This is a genomic window from Actinokineospora baliensis (assembly GCF_016907695.1).
Taxonomy (GTDB): Bacteria; Actinomycetota; Actinomycetes; order Mycobacteriales; family Pseudonocardiaceae; genus Actinokineospora; species Actinokineospora baliensis.
This window is the reverse complement of the sequence record NZ_JAFBCK010000001.1, coordinates 1,256,147-1,271,746: the sequence shown is the minus strand read 5'-3', so window position 1 is coordinate 1,271,746 and position 15,600 is coordinate 1,256,147. Positions and strand designations below refer to the sequence as shown.

18 protein-coding genes are annotated in these 15,600 nt (G+C 70.1%); 7 read left to right on the top strand and 11 right to left on the bottom strand.

Annotated elements, in window-relative coordinates:
• Nucleotides 1-289 precede the first annotated feature (289 nt).
• Complete coding sequence (locus tag JOD54_RS05875) at nucleotides 290-1,705, top strand: M20/M25/M40 family metallo-hydrolase (RefSeq protein ID WP_204449558.1); 1,416 nt, start codon at nucleotides 290-292, stop codon at nucleotides 1,703-1,705.
• Here JOD54_RS05875 and JOD54_RS05870 read toward each other — a convergent pair.
• From JOD54_RS05870 to JOD54_RS05835, 8 genes are all read right to left on the bottom strand, one after another.
• Nucleotides 1,702-2,337, bottom strand: coding sequence for an endonuclease V (locus JOD54_RS05870; protein WP_204449557.1), 636 nt, complete (start codon nucleotides 2,335-2,337; stop codon nucleotides 1,702-1,704). The genes JOD54_RS05875 and JOD54_RS05870 overlap by 4 nt on opposite strands.
• Complete coding sequence (locus JOD54_RS05865; RefSeq protein WP_204449556.1) at nucleotides 2,337-2,756, bottom strand: hypothetical protein; 420 nt, start codon at nucleotides 2,754-2,756, stop codon at nucleotides 2,337-2,339. The genes JOD54_RS05870 and JOD54_RS05865 overlap by 1 nt, the downstream gene beginning before the upstream one ends.
• Entirely contained in the window at nucleotides 2,753-3,382 is a 630-nt protein-coding gene (locus JOD54_RS05860) for a hypothetical protein (RefSeq protein WP_204449555.1), read from the bottom strand. The genes JOD54_RS05865 and JOD54_RS05860 overlap by 4 nt, the downstream gene beginning before the upstream one ends.
• On the bottom strand, nucleotides 3,379-3,816 hold the full coding sequence (locus JOD54_RS05855) for a hypothetical protein (RefSeq protein ID WP_204449554.1): 438 nt from the start codon (nucleotides 3,814-3,816) through the stop codon (nucleotides 3,379-3,381). Before JOD54_RS05855 ends, JOD54_RS05860 begins: the two co-directional genes overlap by 4 nt.
• Nucleotides 3,816-5,681 (bottom strand): WXG100 family type VII secretion target, encoded by a 1,866-nt coding sequence (locus tag JOD54_RS05850; RefSeq protein ID WP_204449553.1) that lies wholly within the window; start codon nucleotides 5,679-5,681, stop codon nucleotides 3,816-3,818. Before JOD54_RS05850 ends, JOD54_RS05855 begins: the two co-directional genes overlap by 1 nt.
• Nucleotides 5,678-5,986 (bottom strand): type VII secretion target, encoded by a 309-nt coding sequence (locus JOD54_RS05845; protein ID WP_204449552.1) that lies wholly within the window; start codon nucleotides 5,984-5,986, stop codon nucleotides 5,678-5,680. Before JOD54_RS05845 ends, JOD54_RS05850 begins: the two co-directional genes overlap by 4 nt.
• A gap of 14 nt (nucleotides 5,987-6,000) precedes the next feature.
• Nucleotides 6,001-6,549 (bottom strand): YbaB/EbfC family nucleoid-associated protein, encoded by a 549-nt coding sequence (locus JOD54_RS05840; protein WP_307859858.1) that lies wholly within the window; start codon nucleotides 6,547-6,549, stop codon nucleotides 6,001-6,003.
• Nucleotides 6,550-6,628: 79 nt separating this feature from the next.
• The gene (locus tag JOD54_RS05835; protein WP_307859857.1) at nucleotides 6,629-7,744 is read right to left on the bottom strand and encodes an ADP-ribosylglycohydrolase family protein; all 1,116 of its coding nucleotides are present in this window, start codon (nucleotides 7,742-7,744) and stop codon (nucleotides 6,629-6,631) included.
• Between the two features lie 298 nt (nucleotides 7,745-8,042).
• Between JOD54_RS05835 and JOD54_RS05830 the strand changes: the two genes are divergently transcribed.
• From JOD54_RS05830 to JOD54_RS05810, 5 genes are read left to right on the top strand one after another with little or no spacing between them, the layout of a single operon-like run.
• The gene (locus JOD54_RS05830; RefSeq protein WP_204449550.1) at nucleotides 8,043-8,882 is read left to right on the top strand and encodes an ABC transporter substrate-binding protein; all 840 of its coding nucleotides are present in this window, start codon (nucleotides 8,043-8,045) and stop codon (nucleotides 8,880-8,882) included.
• Nucleotides 8,879-9,709, top strand: coding sequence for an amino acid ABC transporter permease (locus JOD54_RS05825; RefSeq protein ID WP_307859856.1), 831 nt, complete (start codon nucleotides 8,879-8,881; stop codon nucleotides 9,707-9,709). Before JOD54_RS05830 ends, JOD54_RS05825 begins: the two co-directional genes overlap by 4 nt.
• 4 nt (nucleotides 9,710-9,713) lie before the next feature.
• Entirely contained in the window at nucleotides 9,714-10,463 is a 750-nt protein-coding gene (locus tag JOD54_RS05820) for an amino acid ABC transporter ATP-binding protein (RefSeq protein WP_204449549.1), read from the top strand.
• Nucleotides 10,464-10,520: 57 nt separating this feature from the next.
• Nucleotides 10,521-12,731 carry a translocation/assembly module TamB domain-containing protein gene (locus JOD54_RS05815; RefSeq protein WP_307859855.1) on the top strand — a complete coding sequence of 737 codons (2,211 nt, stop codon included), beginning with the start codon at nucleotides 10,521-10,523 and terminating at the stop codon, nucleotides 12,729-12,731.
• The gene (locus JOD54_RS05810; RefSeq protein WP_204449548.1) at nucleotides 12,728-13,435 is read left to right on the top strand and encodes a class I SAM-dependent methyltransferase; all 708 of its coding nucleotides are present in this window, start codon (nucleotides 12,728-12,730) and stop codon (nucleotides 13,433-13,435) included. The genes JOD54_RS05815 and JOD54_RS05810 overlap by 4 nt, the downstream gene beginning before the upstream one ends.
• On the opposite strand, the gene JOD54_RS05805 is transcribed toward JOD54_RS05810, so the two are convergent.
• Genes JOD54_RS05805 through JOD54_RS05795 form a run of 3 tightly spaced genes read right to left on the bottom strand, consistent with a single transcriptional unit; the run spans nucleotide 13,422 to nucleotide 15,306 of the window.
• A complete protein-coding gene (locus JOD54_RS05805; RefSeq protein WP_204449547.1) occupies nucleotides 13,422-14,186 on the bottom strand; it encodes an SCO4402 family protein in 765 nt (254 codons plus the stop codon). The two genes, JOD54_RS05810 and JOD54_RS05805, sit on opposite strands and share 14 nt — an antisense overlap.
• Before the next feature lie 58 nt (nucleotides 14,187-14,244).
• On the bottom strand, nucleotides 14,245-14,808 hold the full coding sequence (locus tag JOD54_RS05800; RefSeq protein WP_204449546.1) for a PIN domain-containing protein: 564 nt from the start codon (nucleotides 14,806-14,808) through the stop codon (nucleotides 14,245-14,247).
• 3 nt (nucleotides 14,809-14,811) lie between these two features.
• Nucleotides 14,812-15,306, bottom strand: a complete 495-nt coding sequence (locus JOD54_RS05795) for a helix-turn-helix domain-containing protein (protein WP_204449545.1) — start codon at nucleotides 15,304-15,306, stop codon at nucleotides 14,812-14,814.
• A 98-nt stretch (nucleotides 15,307-15,404) separates the two neighbouring features.
• On the opposite strand from JOD54_RS05795, the gene JOD54_RS05790 reads away from it, so the two are divergent.
• Nucleotides 15,405-15,554, top strand: a complete 150-nt coding sequence (locus JOD54_RS05790; RefSeq protein WP_204457016.1) for a thioredoxin domain-containing protein — start codon at nucleotides 15,405-15,407, stop codon at nucleotides 15,552-15,554.
• The last annotated feature ends 46 nt before the right edge of the window (nucleotides 15,555-15,600 follow it).

Here is a 15,600-nt window from a genome sequence, read left to right as displayed (position 1 = left end):
GACTTGTCCACAGGGTGGGGTTGAGCTGCGAAAACGCTCGGACAACCGACGGTAGGGGGTCCCAGTGGCCGGGGTTCGGAGCAGCTCAAGTGGACCGGGCGAACGCGGGTGCGGCCACTGCTCCACCTGCCGGTGAGCTGCGTCACATTCGAGGGGCGGCGCGCGGCGCGGTGCGGGAACTGTGGCCGGCCGCGCGCCGACTCCGACCCTGCCCTCCCCCGCCTGATGAACCCCTAAGGAGGGACGAGCGGGTGGGGTCGCCGGTGCCCATGGGTGGCAGTATCGGGTCGTGGACAAGACAGCAGCTCAGCAGACCGTCCGGGAGTTGTGGGAGGCAGAGATCCTGCCCAGCCTGTCGGACTTCGTCGCCATACCCGCCCTCTCCCCGAACTTCGACGAGAACTGGGCCGCCAACGGGCACCTCGACGGTGCCATCGAGCACCTGCGCGCGTGGATCACCGCGCGCGACATCCAGGGCGCGCGAGTCGATGTGGTGAAACTGCCGGACCGCACCCCTGTGTTGCTGCTCGACGTGCCCGCCACCAGCAGCGATGACAAGGGCACCGTGCTGCTCTACGGCCACCTCGACAAGCAGCCGCCCGTGGGTGGTTGGGGCGAGGGCCTCGGCCCGTGGAAGCCGGTCCTGCGGGACGGCAAGCTCTTCGGGCGCGGTGCCGCGGACGACGGCTACGCGGGTTACGCGGCCACGGCGGCGATCGAGGCCGTCCGCGCCGCCGGTGGCTCCCACGCCCGGTGCGTCGTGCTGCTGGAGACCGGTGAGGAGTCGGGCAGCCCCGACCTGCCCGCCTACCTCGAGCACCTCGCGGACCAGCTCGGCCGGGTGTCGCTGGTCGTGTGCCTGGACTCCGGTGGCAACGACTACGAGCGTCTGTGGCTGACAACCTCGCTGCGCGGCCTCGCGTCGGTGGACCTGACCGTGCGCGTGCTGGACGCCGGTCAGCACTCCGGTCTGGCCAGCGGTGTCGTGCCGAGCTCGTTCCGGGTGATCCGCAGGCTGCTCGACCGGATCGAGGACGCCGAGTCCGGCGAGGTCCTGCTCAAGGAGATGCACGTCGACATCCCGGACGACCGGGCGGCCGAGGCGCAGCGCTCGGTGGCCGCCGCGCCCGGCACGATCCGCACCCTGTTCCCCCTGCACGGTGACACCCGGCCGGTGGACGACGACGAGGTCGAGCTGGTCCTGAACAACGGCTGGCGGCCGACCCTGTCGGTCATCGGCGCCAGCGGCTTCCCCGAGCCGGTCGACGCGGGCAACGTGCTGCGGCCGTTCACGACGCTGACGCTGAGCTTCCGGCTGCCGCCGACCGCGGACTCCCTGGCCGCCCTCGAGGCCGTGCGCGACGCGCTGACCTCGGACGTGCCCTACGGCGCCACGGTGGAGCTGACCAGGACCGAGGCCGCGAACGGCTGGAACGCCCCGCCGCTGGCGCCCTGGCTGCGGTCCGCCCTCGACGCCCTGTCCGGCGAGATCTTCGGCAACCCCTGGGGCACGGTGGGCCTGGGCGGCTCGATCCCGTTCATGGGCCTGCTCGCGCACCTGTACCCGGAGGCCCAGTTCGTGATCACCGGTGCCCTGGGCGCGGACAGCAACGCCCACGTCCCGGACGAATGGCTTCACGTGAAACAAGCCGAGCGGGTCACCGAGGCCGTCGCGCACATCCTCGACGCGCACGCGAAGGCCTAGCGCCGCGACAGTTGGTCCGCCTGCCGGGTCGTCTCCGGCAGGCGGTACCTCGGCGTCAGCGTGAGCACGAGGTCGGTGGCGGTGTCGAGGTCCATCAGATGGCCAATGGACACGAACACCGGCTTGACGTTGGGCTGCGTGCGCAAGGCGCGCCCCACGGTTTCTTCAGCGTCGATCAGCGGTGACCAGTCGCCTCTAAGCGGCCCAGGCGCGCTGAACTCGCCTAGAGCGTTCTTGCCGACGCCTAGAGACGGGATGCCGGTAAGAACCCCCGCGTGGCAGGCCAACCCGAAGCGGCGCGGGTGGGCGAGGCCTTGCCCGTCGCAGACGAGTACCTCTGGGGCCGTGGTCAGTTTGTCGAGGGCTCTTAGGAGAAGAGGCAGCTCTCGGAAGGCGAAGAGGCCGGGGATGTAGGGGAAGGTCTCCGGTCCGGTGCAGGTGGCCGACTCGGTGAGCTCACCGGTCTTGAGATCGATCGTGCAGACTGCCGCGACCAGGGCTTTCTCGGTGTAGTGCACATCGAGCCCGGTCGCTGTCGCAGGCTCGAACCCCGTCGGGCCGACGGCCACGACCTGGTGCCGCAGCCGCTCCTGCTCCTCGACCGCCTCGGCCTCCGTCCACCGCTCCCGCATCAAGGGTGGGTCAGCCAGGTGGTGAAGAGCAGGTCGGCGTGGTGTTCGCGGAAGTTGGTGAGCTCGGCGACGGGGGCGTTCTTGGCCCACGTGCCCGGGTCGATCTGGACGAAACCGTCGGCGGAGGCCTTGGACTTGTCGGGGCCCAGGTAGTAGAGGCCGGCGGAGCCCTGGGCGGAGATGCCGACCACCAGGCACGGGTGGCCCAGGTGATCGGCTCGGGTGGAGACCTCGTCCAGGCGGTCCAGGGTGTCCGCGGGGACCGTGCTGTGCCAGCCCGAGGGGGTGTGGGTGAAGCGGGGGTCGGCCGGGTCCGCGGTCGACAGCAGCGTGACCTGGCCCTGTTCGGCCAGGGTGGCGGGGTATTCGCGGCCGTCGAGGGTGGCGATGATTCCGGTGCGGGGGCGTTGGTAGGTCATCGCGAGTCCTTGCGGAAGGGGGTCCAGGTCGACGCGGTCCAGACGGCGACGGGGTGCGGGCCGTTCGCGGTGTGGGCCGTGATGCGGCTGCCTGCGGGGATGAGGCCGGGCTGCCGCCACCACTCGGGCAGGGCCAGCGGGCCGCCGCCGGTGATGCCGGTTCCGGTGAAGGGCCAGGGGGCGAACTCGGTGCGGACGGTGTTGGGGTCGACGCCCGCGGCCAGGGCAGCCTCGGTCATCGCGTAGCCGGGCTCGCGGGTGCCGGTGGGCGCGCCGAACGGCACGACGTAGCGGTCCGGGTGCTCGGCGATGAACTCCATGGTGTGCAGCACCGGCATGTCCGGGTGGAACGGGCTGCCCGCGTAGTCCAGCCGGAACGCCTGGTGGAAGTCGCGCGGGGTCCGCAGGTTCGCGCAGTCCTGCAGCCTGCCGACCGTGCCGCCGACGATGCGGTAGTCGAAGGGCGGCTGCGAACCGACCGCACCTGCCGACACCTCGTGGCGCAGGTAGCGGTCGACGGCCCACGGGGGCAGGACCTTGACCAGCGGGGTGTCCGGCGCCAGCGCGATGACGGCGTGGACCCGCGCGGTCAAGGCCCGCTCGTGGTCGCTCAAGCTCCCGGTCACCCGAACGTCCGCTCCCGCCACCCGGCGAACCCGAGGTCCCGCTGCTCCTCGTGCACGTCACCGAGTTCGGCGGCGGGCACGTCCCTGCGGTACTCGTACCGGTCGACCTCGGTGAAGCCGTGCTCGACCGCCCAGCCGCCGTTGGAGTCGGCGTAGGTCACCGCCGCCACACCGTCCACAACGGACTCGATGGCGACCCGGTGGCCCTGCCACTTCCCGTAGGACCTGGCCGAGTACACCCGGTCGCAGTCGGCGGCGGTCAGGTCGGCGACCCAGCCGCCGTAGCGGTCGTGCCAGGAGAACAGCGTCGCGTCCGGGTTGTCCGCCTGCTTGGTCTTGAGCACGACCCGGTCGTTGTTCGGCGAGAACGTGCACGGGTGCGTCACGCCGCGCACCACCGCGAACTCCCCGGAGCGCGGTCCGGTGTACCTCATCAGGGCTTCACCCACCCGAGCACACTGTCATACACGGCCACGACCGTCTTGTTGCCCGCCGCGTCGAACTGGTTGATGGTCGCCCCGTCGGGGATCGGCATCCGGCTGCTCATCTGGAACTCCGGCACCCCCATCGTCGGGTGCGCGGTGACGCCAGCGCCGGTGTAGGGCCACTGGTTGATCGACGGGCTGTACCGGTCGGGGTTCACGCCCGCGTTCTCCACCGCGTTGACCATGTCGTCGCGCGCGGCGAGCACCCTCGGGTCGGTGGCGCCGAGACCGCCGGGCACCGACGGGTCCATCGACGGCGCGCCGATCGGCGTCCGGTAGAGCGAGGCGTCCGACGCGGGGAACTCGATGGTGTGGATGGTGGGCTGCGAGACGTCGTAGGGCGTGCCCGCGTAGTCGAGCCGGTTGCCGTTGATCAGGTCGGCTGGCGTGTTGAGCACACCGGCGTCCTGGTTGCGGGCGACGAAGCCGCCCACCTCGGTGTACTTGCCGCTGAGGTAGTTGGCGACGTCGGCGTCCGGGATCACCTTCTGCATCAGCGTGCCGTTGGTGACCTCGACCTCCTTCATCGCGCGCGCCATCAGGTCCCGCTCGTGCGGTGTCAGCTGTCCCGACCCGGGCACGTCGCCCGCCTTCGGGTCGGCGCCGAGCTTGTCCATCGCCTTCTTGAAGTCGGCCCACTCGGCGTCGGTGAACTTGCCGCGCACGGTGTCGGTCCAGTGCGGGCCGGACGATCCCGGCGTCGTCGGCTTGACCGGCGGCGTGCCGCCCCCGCCACCACCGGTGGTCGGCGTGGCCGAAGAACCGCTGGGCACCGTGGAGCCGCTAGGCACGGTCGAACCGCTAGGCACGGTGGAGCCGCTGGGGACCGTGGAGCCGCTGGGCGCCGTAGTAGTGGAAGGCGTGGGAGGCGCGCTGCTGGTGCTGGTGGTCGGAGTGGACGATCCACTCGGAGCAGTTGAGGTCGACGGCGCGTCGGGCGTCGCCTGCGTAGGCAGGTCCGGTTGCCCAGTGGTCGACGGCGGGTCTACTGGCGCAGGGGTGTTGCGGACCATGTCGGGCGCGTTAGGCGTGTCGGCACCGCGCGGGGTGGTGCGCAGACCGCGCAGCCCGGACTTGATCGCCTCCCAGATCTCGCCCAGCTTCGCCAGGATCGGCCGCAGCTTCTCCACCGACCGGACCAGCTTGGTGATCACGTCGGTGATCCGCCCGACCCACTTCGCGATCAGCGCCCCGACCGAGGCCACGATGTGCGGGGTCGCCAGGCCCAGCGTCAGACCGGCCTCCGCCAGCCACTGCGGCAGGCGGATCAGCAGCGTGGAGATGCACTCGGCGACCAGGTCACGCACGATCCCGCGCACTACGCCGACCAGCGCGCCAACAACCTCGACGACCGTGCCGATCGTCCCGGCGCCACTCGCCGCAGCGGTGATGTGCTCGCCTTGGGCGGCGGTGTTCGACCTATAGGTGTCCGCAGCCGGACCCGTCCACGCTGAAGTGCCGTTCTTGACCTCAGTACCGAAGTCCGTCGCCACCGCGCCGACCGCCTGGGACACATTCTTCCAGGTCTGGGCGTACGCGGCGATCTGGTCGGCGTCACCGGCGAGCCAGTTCAGCGCGTCGCGCAAGGGCTTGACGTGCTCGATGACCCAGGAGATCGCGTACTGGCCGAGGGTGCCGATCGGGTCGAGCGCGAGCGAGAGCACCTCCAGGCCGCCGCCGAGCGCGCCGAGACCGCCCTCGACCCACGACCCGTTCTGCACGCCGTTGTAGATGTCGGCGGCGGACTCGACGAGCCCGATGCCGGTGTAGCTCTTGGTGGAGTCCTCGCGCGCGGCGACTAAGGGGTTGGTCACCGGGCACCGCCAGAGAAGGGCTGGGTGTTGGCGCGCTCGGTGTTGCCGTAGGACCCGGCGGTCTCGCGCACGCCGCTCGCGGTGGCGTCCATGGTGGTGGCGGCCTCTCGGACCGAGTCGACGGCAGGCTGGCTGACCGCCTGCACGATCGGCACGAAGAACTGGCAGATCACCCCGTACGCGTCGCTGCCGAGGTGCACCTGGTTGGCGGCGTCGAGCGCCTGGTCCAACCGGTCGTTGAGGGCGTCGAGGCGACCGGCGTGCGCGCCGAGTTCATCGATGAGTACGCCGTATCCGTCGGGCACCGTGGGACTCCTTCTCAGCGCAGGATGGAGGACCCGCCCCAGTCGTCATCCGGGTCGTCGTCAGGACGGCTTGGGCGGTTCGTGCGGGTCGGTGGTGGTCGGAGGGCCTCCTCACCGTCGTCGACCCGCCCCAGGCGCATCTCGTCGACGGTGCTCGCGGTTGGACGCCCCGGGTCCGGCTCCGGTTCCGGGAACCTCTCGCGGTAGGACCCGACCACCGCCGCGACCGTCTGCGGGTCGTCCCCGACGGTGCGCTCCATGACCTCGGCGACCCGCTCGGTGATCCGGGACTGGGCGGTGCGCATGGTGGTGAGCACCAACGCCGAGAGCTCGGCGCCGGGCAGCTCACCGGCCCGGTCGTTGATCACCAGGTCGGTGACCGCGCCGGTGGCGTCGACGGTCACCGACACCAGGTCCTCGCGCGAGGTCTCGGTGACCGAAACCCTGGCCACCTCCGCCTGCATCACCTGGTAGCGCTCCGCTCTGGCCGCGACATCGGCCGACCAGCGGCGCAGCTCCTGCTCGGTCTGGAATCCGTCCCCGCCGAACGCCGGCTGGCTCACGCGTGCTCCCCGCTCACTCGGTCCTGGTGCGCGGCCAGTGTCCACGAAGGAGCCCCGCTTGTCAGTCCATTGCCGCCACTCACCAGGCCGGGTAGCGCTCCCGCCAGCCGGGCTCCGCCAGCGAGTTGGTCGGGCTGAACTCGATCAGCGCGTCGCGGCCGAGTTCCTCGATCACGTCGCGCAGCTCCAGCCCGGCCAGCCACTGGTCGGGCAGTTGGTCGACGCCGTGCACGGCGCCCAGCAGGTTGCCGCAGATCGCGCCGGTCGAGTCGCTGTCGCCGGAGTGGTTGACCGCCAGCAGCAGCCCCTCGGGGAGCGTGTCGGACACCAGCGCGGCGCACACCCCGATGGCCAGTGCCTCCTCGCCGACCCAACCGCCGCCGAGCTTGGCCAGCGTCTCCGGGCTCGGGCGCCCCCGCCCGGCCATGTCGACCGCGTCGTCGAGGGCGGCCACGGTCTCCGCAGACTCCTCCCACGTGACCAGCTCGGCGCGGACCTCGGCGATCGCGGTCGGCAGGTCGGTGCCGTCGAGCAGCCGGTGCACCATGAAGGCGAGCGCACCTGCGGTGAGGTAGCCGCTGGGGTGTCCGTGAGTAAGAGCCCCGGACTGGGCCGCGACGACGAACGCGTCTAGAGGGTCTTCGGACCACAGCGCGCACGGGGCCGCACGCATGACCGCGCCACAGCCCTTCGAGTCGTTGATGCGGTGCGACAGCGTGCCCCGGTCAGCCCCTGCCGCGAAGCCCTTGAGGGCGGTAAGAACCGTCGCCCCAGGAGCCCGGCGGTGGTAGAGCCCGCGCTCGCGGATGAGCCACCCGTCGGGCTCGGCCTCCATCGCGTAAGAGCCGCCCGCTTGGTGCCAGGGGGTGCCCTGCGTGTGGTACCAGCGCTGGTAGGCGTGCTGGATGACGGACGCGGGCTGCTGCTCGAAGAACATGAGGCGTCGACCGAGGTGACCGCGGATCATCGCCTCGAGCGTGAACAGCGTCATCTGCGTGTCGTCGGTGATCCGGCCGCGGCCGCCGTAGGCCTCTTCGTAGCCGGTCGCCCCCGCCTCGCCGAAGCGGGCGCGGATCTCGTCTATGGAGAGGAACTCGACGGGCGCTCCTAACGCGTCGCCGACCGCGCCAGCCAGGAGGGAGCCGAGCCACCGGTCGGCGGGAACCACGCGCTCGTAGGGCAGATCACCGTCCACGTACGGGAAGAGTAGTGGCAACCGGTGACGAACACCCCTGGCGCCCACTGTTCGCGATCTGTTGCGATGAGGACTCAACCGGTGATCTCACACTGCCGCCCCGGCCGGGGTTCGACAGCGTGATCGGCGTGCATCTTGCGGTTCGGAACAGTGGAAGCGGGAAGAATTGCGTCCGGTGTCTCGTCTACGCAACAAATAGGATGCGTACATGTGACAAACCGACGAGTAGTGCACAGTTCCGACACTGGATGGCAGTATGCGTCCCACCTCGCACCTGAGATGAATGAGGAGTGACACCGTGGCGCGTCGATCCAAGCTGAAGGTGCTCGCCCTGCTGCCCGCGTTCGCACTCGCGGTCGTGGCCTGCGGCAGCTCCGACGGCGGCTCCACCGGTTCCAGCGGCGGCAACACCGCGGCCAACGGGGTCAAGCTCGTCGAGGCAGGCAAGATCAAGACCTGCACGAACCTGCCGTACCCGCCGTTCCAGTTCAAGCAGGGCGACAAGACGGTCGGATTCGACGTCGACATGGTCGACCTCGCCGCCAAGAAGCTCGGCGTCACCCAGGAGATCGTCGACATCCAGTTCGACGTCATCAAGAGCGGTGCCGCGCTGAACTCGGGCAAGTGCGACGTCGCCGCCGCCGGTATGACCATCACCGACGAGCGCAAGCAGAACCTCGACTTCACCAACCCGTACTTCGACGAGGTCATCGCGCTGATGGTGCCCAAGGGCTCCGGCATCACCAGCCTCGACCAGCTCAAGGACAAGAAGCTCGGCGTGCAGCGCGGCACCACCAGCCTCGACTACGCCACCGAGAAGGGCTTCACCCCGGTCGAGTTCGAGGACTCCGGCAAGCAGCTGCAGGCCTACCAGGCCGGTCAGGTCGACGCGGTGCTGCAGGACCTGCCCGTGGTCAACGAGTGGCTCAAGAAGCAGGGCCTCGGCGACAAGTACGAGGTCGGCGCCGAGATCGAGACCGGCGCGCAGTACGGCATCGCGGTGAAGAAGGGCGGCAACCCCGAGCTGCTCAAGACCCTCAACGAGGCGCTCGACGCCGCCATCAAGGACGGCACCTGGGCCAAGTCGTACGAGCAGTGGATGGGCTCCAAGCCCAAGTCGACCCCGTCGGGCAAGTGAGCCACGGCCAGGAGGTGGGCCCGGTCACCCGGGCCCGCCTCAGCCCGCGCAAGCGGCAGCGGATCAGCCGGGGCGTGCAGTACGCCGTCTTCGCCGTCCTGGTGCTCCTGGTCGTCTTCGCCGCCGACTGGAAGGCGGTGGCCGAGAACTTCGCCGACCTGGACGTGGCGAAGGAAGCCTTCCCCGAGCTGATCACCATCGCGCTCAAGAACACGGTCATCTACACGCTGTCGGCCTACGTGGTCGGCTTCGTGCTCGGCCTGGTCGTGGCGCTGATGCGGTTGTCGTCGATCGCGGTGTACCGCGGCGTGGCGCTGGCCTACATCGAGGTCTTCCGCGGCCTGCCCGCCCTGGTCGTCTTCCTCATCTTCGGCTTCGGCCTGCCGGTCGCCTTCCCCGGCATGAAGTTCCCGTTCGACCAGTACGGCACGGTCGCCGTCGCGCTCGGGCTGGTCGCCTCGGCCTACATGGCCGAGACCTTCCGCGCGGGCATCCAGGCCGTCCCGCGCGGGCAGATGGAAGCGGCCCGCTCGCTGGGCATGTCGCACACCAGGGCGATGGTGTCGATCATCATCCCGCAGGCGCTGCGGATCGTGATCCCGCCGCTGACCAACGAGCTGATCCTGCTGTTCAAGGACTCCTCGCTGGTGTTCGTGCTCGGCGTGACCTCGCTGACCACCGAGCTGTCGAAGTTCGGCGGCGACCTGGCCACCGAGTACGCCGACTCCACCCCGCTGGTCCTGGCCGGTGCCGCCTACCTGGTGATCACCCTGCCGCTCGGGTACGTGGTGCGGCGGCTGGAAGCCAAGCAACAGAAGGCCAGGTGACCAGGTGAGCGCCGTCCAGATCAGCGACCTGCACAAGTCGTTCGGCGACCTCGAGGTGCTCAAGGGCATCGACGCGGTGGTCGAACCGGGCGAGGTCGTCTGCGTGATCGGGCCCTCCGGCTCGGGCAAGTCCACCCTGCTGCGCTGCGTCAACCTGCTCGAGCAGCCCAACAGCGGCACGATCGTGGTCAACGGGGTGGAGATCACCGACCCCGACTGCGACATCGACGCCGCCCGCCGCCGGGTCGGCATGGTGTTCCAGCAGTTCAACCTGTTCCAGCACCTGAGCGTGCTCGACAACCTCACCATCGCCCAGCGCAAGGTGCTCAAGCGCGACAAGGCCGAGGCCGAGCGGGTGGCGCTGGAGAACCTGCGGAAGGTGGGCGTGGCCGACAAGGCCCGGTCGTACCCCGCGCAGCTCTCCGGCGGCCAGCAGCAGCGGGTGGCCATCGCCCGCGCGCTGTCCATGGGCCCCGAGGTGATGCTGTTCGACGAGCCCACCTCCGCGCTGGACCCCGAACTGGTCGGGGAGGTGCTCGGGGTGATGCGCACGCTCGCCGACGAGGGCATGACGATGCTGGTGGTCACGCACGAGATGCAGTTCGCCCGCGAGGTCGCCGACAAGGTCCTGTTCATGGACGGCGGCGTCGTGGTCGAGCAGGGCCCGCCGTCGCAGGTCATCGCGGCGCCGACGCAGGAGCGGACGAAGACGTTCCTCGCCCGGGTGTTGGACCCGATCAACCGCTCGGAGTAATCCGGCGGGAACCAAGCGTCACCGGTGCTCGTTGACCCCCTGGGGTAAGGGGGCGCCGTGGCCGGACGCGAGACCGACGAGGTCGGGGGTGTGCTGGACCCGCACTCCCCCGACCCCCCGGCGTGGGCGCTCATGCAGGCCGCCGAGGTCGTGCGCCGGGTCGACCCGGAGAACGGCGGGGTCCTGCGGCGGCGTCGGCCGACGACGGTCCCGGTGGTCAGCGTCAGCGACCGGTACCTGGTCGGACCGCTCGACCTGCGCGCGGTGGAGTTCCCGTACCTGCTGGAGTTCGTCCGCTGCCGGTTCGAACAACCGCCGGACATGCGCCAGGCCCGGCTCGCGGGCGTCGAGTTCCGCGACTGCTGGTTACCCGGCCTGCAGGGCCGCAACCTGCGCAGCGACAACGACCTGCAGTTCATCGGCGGCACCGTCATCGCGGGCACCCTCGACCTGACCGACGGCGAGATCCACGGAACCCTCGTCCTGTCCGGCACCACCCTCGCCCCGCGCACCGGGCCCGCCCTGCACGGCGACCGGCTGCACCTGGCGGGCGCGCTGCTGGCGCCGAACCTGGTCGCGCGCGGCGAGGTCCGCATCCCCGGCCTGCGCAGCGGCGGCAACCTCAACTTCGCGGGCGCCCACCTGGACAACCCGCGCGGCATCGCGATGAACGGCAACGGCCTGCAGGTCGGCGGCAACCTGCACCTGACACCCGACCCGCGCACCGGCACCCCGTTCCGCTGCGACGGCCAGCTGTTCCTGCCCAGCGCCCGCGTCGACAGCGACTTCTCCCTGCGCGGCGCCCGGCTCACCCCGCGCACCGAGCACTCCCGCCCGGTCCCGCCGGACGACCCGTTCTTCGACCCCAACGCCACCCTGGTCGCCGACCGGTCCCGGGTGGACGGCAACGTGAACCTGGACCGGGACTTCACCAGCACCGGGACCGTGCGCATCGTCAACGCGCACATCGGCGGGTCGCTGCGGTTGTCGCACGCCAGGGTCGACCTCTCCGGCGGGCGCGAGCCGTTCGCCGAGCGGCCGGGACCGGCGCCGGGGCCGTACCCGGACCGGGCGCTGCACCTGGACGGCACCGAGGTCCGCGGCGGGATCGACGCGCGGGACGCGCGGGTCGCCGGTCAGATCCGGCTGGTGGACGTGCAGGTGCAGGGCAGTGTGCTGTTCGACAGGGCCGTGCTGAGCAACCGCGACGGCGACGCCGTGGAGGGCCGCCGGTTCTCCGTCGGCGGCAACCTCGACGGGCGGTCGCTGCTGGTGTTCGGGTCGGTGCTGCTGCCGGGGGCGAAGGTCGGGGCGAACCTGGACCTGCGCGGCAGCAGGCTGCTCGCGCCGGGCAGCTACGCGCGCGACTCGTCGCCGAAGCCCTCGCTGGACCTGCGCGTGTCGCACATCGGCCGCGACCTGATCTGCGCCGACGGGGACGTGCCGTTCGCGGCGCACGGCGAGATCCGGATGCGGCGCGCGGAGATCCTGCGGGAGACCAACTTCCACGGCTCGCACCTGGGTGACGGCCGCAACCCGGTGGCGCTCAACGCCTTCGGCATCCAGACCCAGGAACTGCGGCTCGACGTCGCCGGTCCTCCCGACGGCCAGGTCGACCTGCGGCACGCCCGCTGCGCCTTCCTCGCCGACAACGAGGTGTTCTGGCAGGCGCGCGGCCGCATCGAGCTCGAGGACTTCCGCTACGACGCCCTGGCGACACCGGTCGAACTCGACGACGACGCCGAAGTCGAACGCAGGCTCCGCTGGCTGCGCCACGGCATGCGCGAGGTGTACCGGCCCGGCCCGTACGAGCAGTTCGCGCACATGCTGCGCGCGGCGGGCAACGAGGAACACGCGGCGACCGCCCTGGTGGAGAAGCAACGCCGCCGCTACGGCGCCCTCGCCGACGGCGCAAGGCTTGCCGCGCCGGGGATCCGGGTGTGGAGCTGGCTGCAGCGCTGGATGGTCGGGTACGGCTACCGGCCGACGCGGGCGCTGGCGTGGCTGTTCGGGTTCCTGATCGCCGGGACGCTGTGGTTCTCGGTGATCCCGGTGCCGCACGAGGCCAACGCCGACGACCACCTGGTGTGGAACCCGGTTCTGTACACACTGGACCTGCTGGTGCCGATCGTCGACTTCGGCCACAAGAACAAGTGGACGGTCGACGGGCCGTCGCAGTGGATATCGGCTGTGTTCATCGCCCTCGGCTGGATTCTCGCCACCACCGTCGCCGCGGGCATCACCCGGATGTTGCGGAGATCGTCATGACCTACGACAGGTTCCACACCGCGGCGCGTTCCCCGCTGCCGCAACGGTTGTTCGCGGAAGCGTTCGGGTCCGAGTGGGTGCCCGGGGTGGAGGCCACCAGCTCGTTCGGCTGGTGGCTGGCGGGCAACCTGGTCGGCTCGCTGCGCCTGCCACCGGAGGGCACCCTGGTCGACCTCGGCTGCGGCCGCGGCGGCCCCGGCCTGTGGCTGGCCCGCGCCTTCTCCTGCCGCCTCGTCGGCGTCGACTTCAGCGCCGTCGCGGTCGCCGACGCCACCGACCGCGCCCCGTCGTTCGGCGTTCCCGCGTCCTTCCACCAGGTCGCATTCGACAACCTCGGCCTACCAACGGGATCAGCCGACGCCGCCTTCAGCGTCGACGCGATCTACTTCGCCCCCGACCACGCGGCCGCCTTCGCCGAAGTCCACCGCGTCCTGCGCCCGGGAGCCCCCTTCGCCTTCACCGCCCGGGACACCACCGCCGACTGGCCCGCCGTTCTGGCGGAGGCGGGGCTGACCCTCGAATCAGCCACCCCACATCCCGGCACCGGCGACCGCTGGCTCCGCCTGTTCGACCTCTGGGACGCCAACGAACAGGCCCTACGAGGCGAAATCGGCGACGAAGCCACCAACGACCTCCTCGAAGAGTCCGCCACCCGCTCCCGCCTCGACGGCAGCACCTATCACCTCTACCTCACCCGCCGCTGACCTCCGGCGGCCACGGGTGGCCCGAGTCGTCGAGCATCGCCAACGCCTGCAGGTCACTGGTCACCATCACCTGCGCCAACCGCCCCGCCGCGGCCACGACCTCCGTCCACCCGTCGGAGTCGAGGTACGCCGCGTCCCGCACCGCCGAGTACGCCACCCCCAACTGCCTCGTCAGCTCGACCTCTTCCCCGGTGCGCAGGCTGTCGCCCAGAAACCGCTCAGGCGAGTCGAACAGCTCATCGAGGTTCGCGGACGCACCCCACACCTCCCGCTGCCACGTCGGGCAAGCCAACAAGACCACAGCAGGCACAACGCGTGCGCGACCAGCCCCAACCTCCGGCGGCCACTGGTGCCCCGCCTCGCGCAGCGACATCAACGCGTGCATGTCGTTCTTGACCAACTCCGGCGCAAGCCTCCCCGCCGCGGCCACCACCTCCGGCCACCCCGGATCCGCGAGGAAATCCTCATCCGGCGCCAACCCACCAACCTCATCCTGAACGGCCGTGTAGGTGACGCCGACCTGCCGCATCAACTCGACTTCCCGCTCCGTCCGCAGACTCACGCCCAGGTACTTCTCCGGCGCACACGCATCACAGAAGTCGTCGAACAACACGTGCACCACTTCATCGAGGGTCTCGAACTCACTCGGCCGCCCCCACACCTCCCGCTGCCACGGCGGGTTGGCCAGCGAGATCACGGAAGGAACGAGGTTCACCCGAAACGTGTGGTACTTGATGCCGTGGTCGATCACGCTCGGAACCTAGCCCCGACACCGCCGTGCCTTCAGCTGATTTAGCGCGGAGCCGGCATCACGAGCCGACGCCCATCAGGCGCCGGACCTCCTCTGTGAAGCCGGTGCACCTGTGGTTGTCATCGCCCAGAATGCCGAGGAGGTCCTCGACCGACCGCGGATCCCTGCGGTACCGGGATGCCTGCCGCCGGAGAGCCTCGACAACCCGCCACGGGGCCAGGTCCAGCTGATCTTGGAGGAACTCGTCCTGGTGGAGAGCCGCGACGCCGTACGGGGTCAGCGCACCACGGGGGAAGTCCTTCAGGTTCTCGGTCACGAGCGAGGCGGCGCCACCCCGGACGGCCGCCGCGAGGACGTGTCTGTCCTTCGGGTGGTTCGTCATCGCGGGGATGAGATCCGCGTAGCCGGATACCTCGGCGTCCGGGAAGTGCCGGTTCATCTGGTCGAGCCGGTGCGCGACCTGGACGTCCGACAGCCCCCGTCTGCTGAGGTTCCTCGCTAGTTCTTCCAGGACGCCCGCAGACCACAGTGGACGGTAGAGCCCAGCTTCGGCGATGCTCAGCAACGTGTCACAGAGGTAGGGCTTCAGCAGCACGCAGGTGTCGATGAACGCGGGGTACAAAGCTCACTCTTGGGTGTCGTCGTCCGGTGGGGTCCGTTCGAACGGGGTGTCTAACGGCAGGTCGTAGATCCCGCTGTCCTCGCCGCTGCGGACCATCTCGTCCAGGCCGGATGCCCGTGCTCGCCGTGCGCGGTCTTGGTAGGCGAGCACATCCGCCAAGCGCAATCTGCGATGCCGGTTCGGCTGCTCGTAGGGGATCTCGCCCGCTTCCAACAGCCGAACGAGGGTAGGCCGCGAGATCCCCAGCAGGTGCGCGGCCTCGCTCGTGGTCAGCACGGTGTGCTGTGGCGCGACGGTGATCGCCAGCCCCTGCGACATGGCCATGACCACATCGCGCAGGACTTCGAACACCTCGGCGGGCAGTTCCAGCGCTGATCCATCGGGCGCGACGAGGGTCGCACGACCCCCGGCGGCCTGCGTCAGCGCACGGACCCACGGCGACAGGACCTCCGGGCTGTCCGGTGGTAGCACGGTCCGCTCTCCCGCGATCGCTGTCATTGCCCCATTCTAGCGGGAAACGAACAAAACGAAAGGGTGGTTCGCTCACATGGTGGGCCCGGGAACAGGCCGCACCCGGGACGCTGTTCACTTCTCACGTGACCACAGCACAACCCCGTCGCCTGTCGCGTGCTCCCGAGTTGATCGGTCGCGGTTGGCTCAACACCGGTGGCAAGGACCTGCACCTCGGTGACTTCCGCGGCAAGGTCCTCCTCCTGGACTTCTGGACCTTCTGCTGCCAGAAGTGAAGCTTCTACAGGCAGTCGCGCAAGGATCCTTGCGCGGAAACTAGAG

Bases quoted from the DNA above. Each gene is read 5' to 3' on its own strand.
- JOD54_RS05870 (WP_204449557.1), bottom strand. From the start codon at position 2,337: ATGCGGGAGCGGTGGACGGAGGCCGAGGCGGTCGAGGAGCAGGAGCGG.
- JOD54_RS05865 (WP_204449556.1), bottom strand. From the start codon at position 2,756: ATGACCTACCAACGCCCCCGCACCGGAATCATCGCCACCCTCGACGGC.
- JOD54_RS05855 (WP_204449554.1), bottom strand. From the start codon at position 3,816: ATGAGGTACACCGGACCGCGCTCCGGGGAGTTCGCGGTGGTGCGCGGC.
- JOD54_RS05810 (WP_204449548.1), top strand. From the start codon at position 12,728: ATGACCTACGACAGGTTCCACACCGCGGCGCGTTCCCCGCTGCCGCAA.
- JOD54_RS05795 (WP_204449545.1), bottom strand. From the start codon at position 15,306: ATGACAGCGATCGCGGGAGAGCGGACCGTGCTACCACCGGACAGCCCG.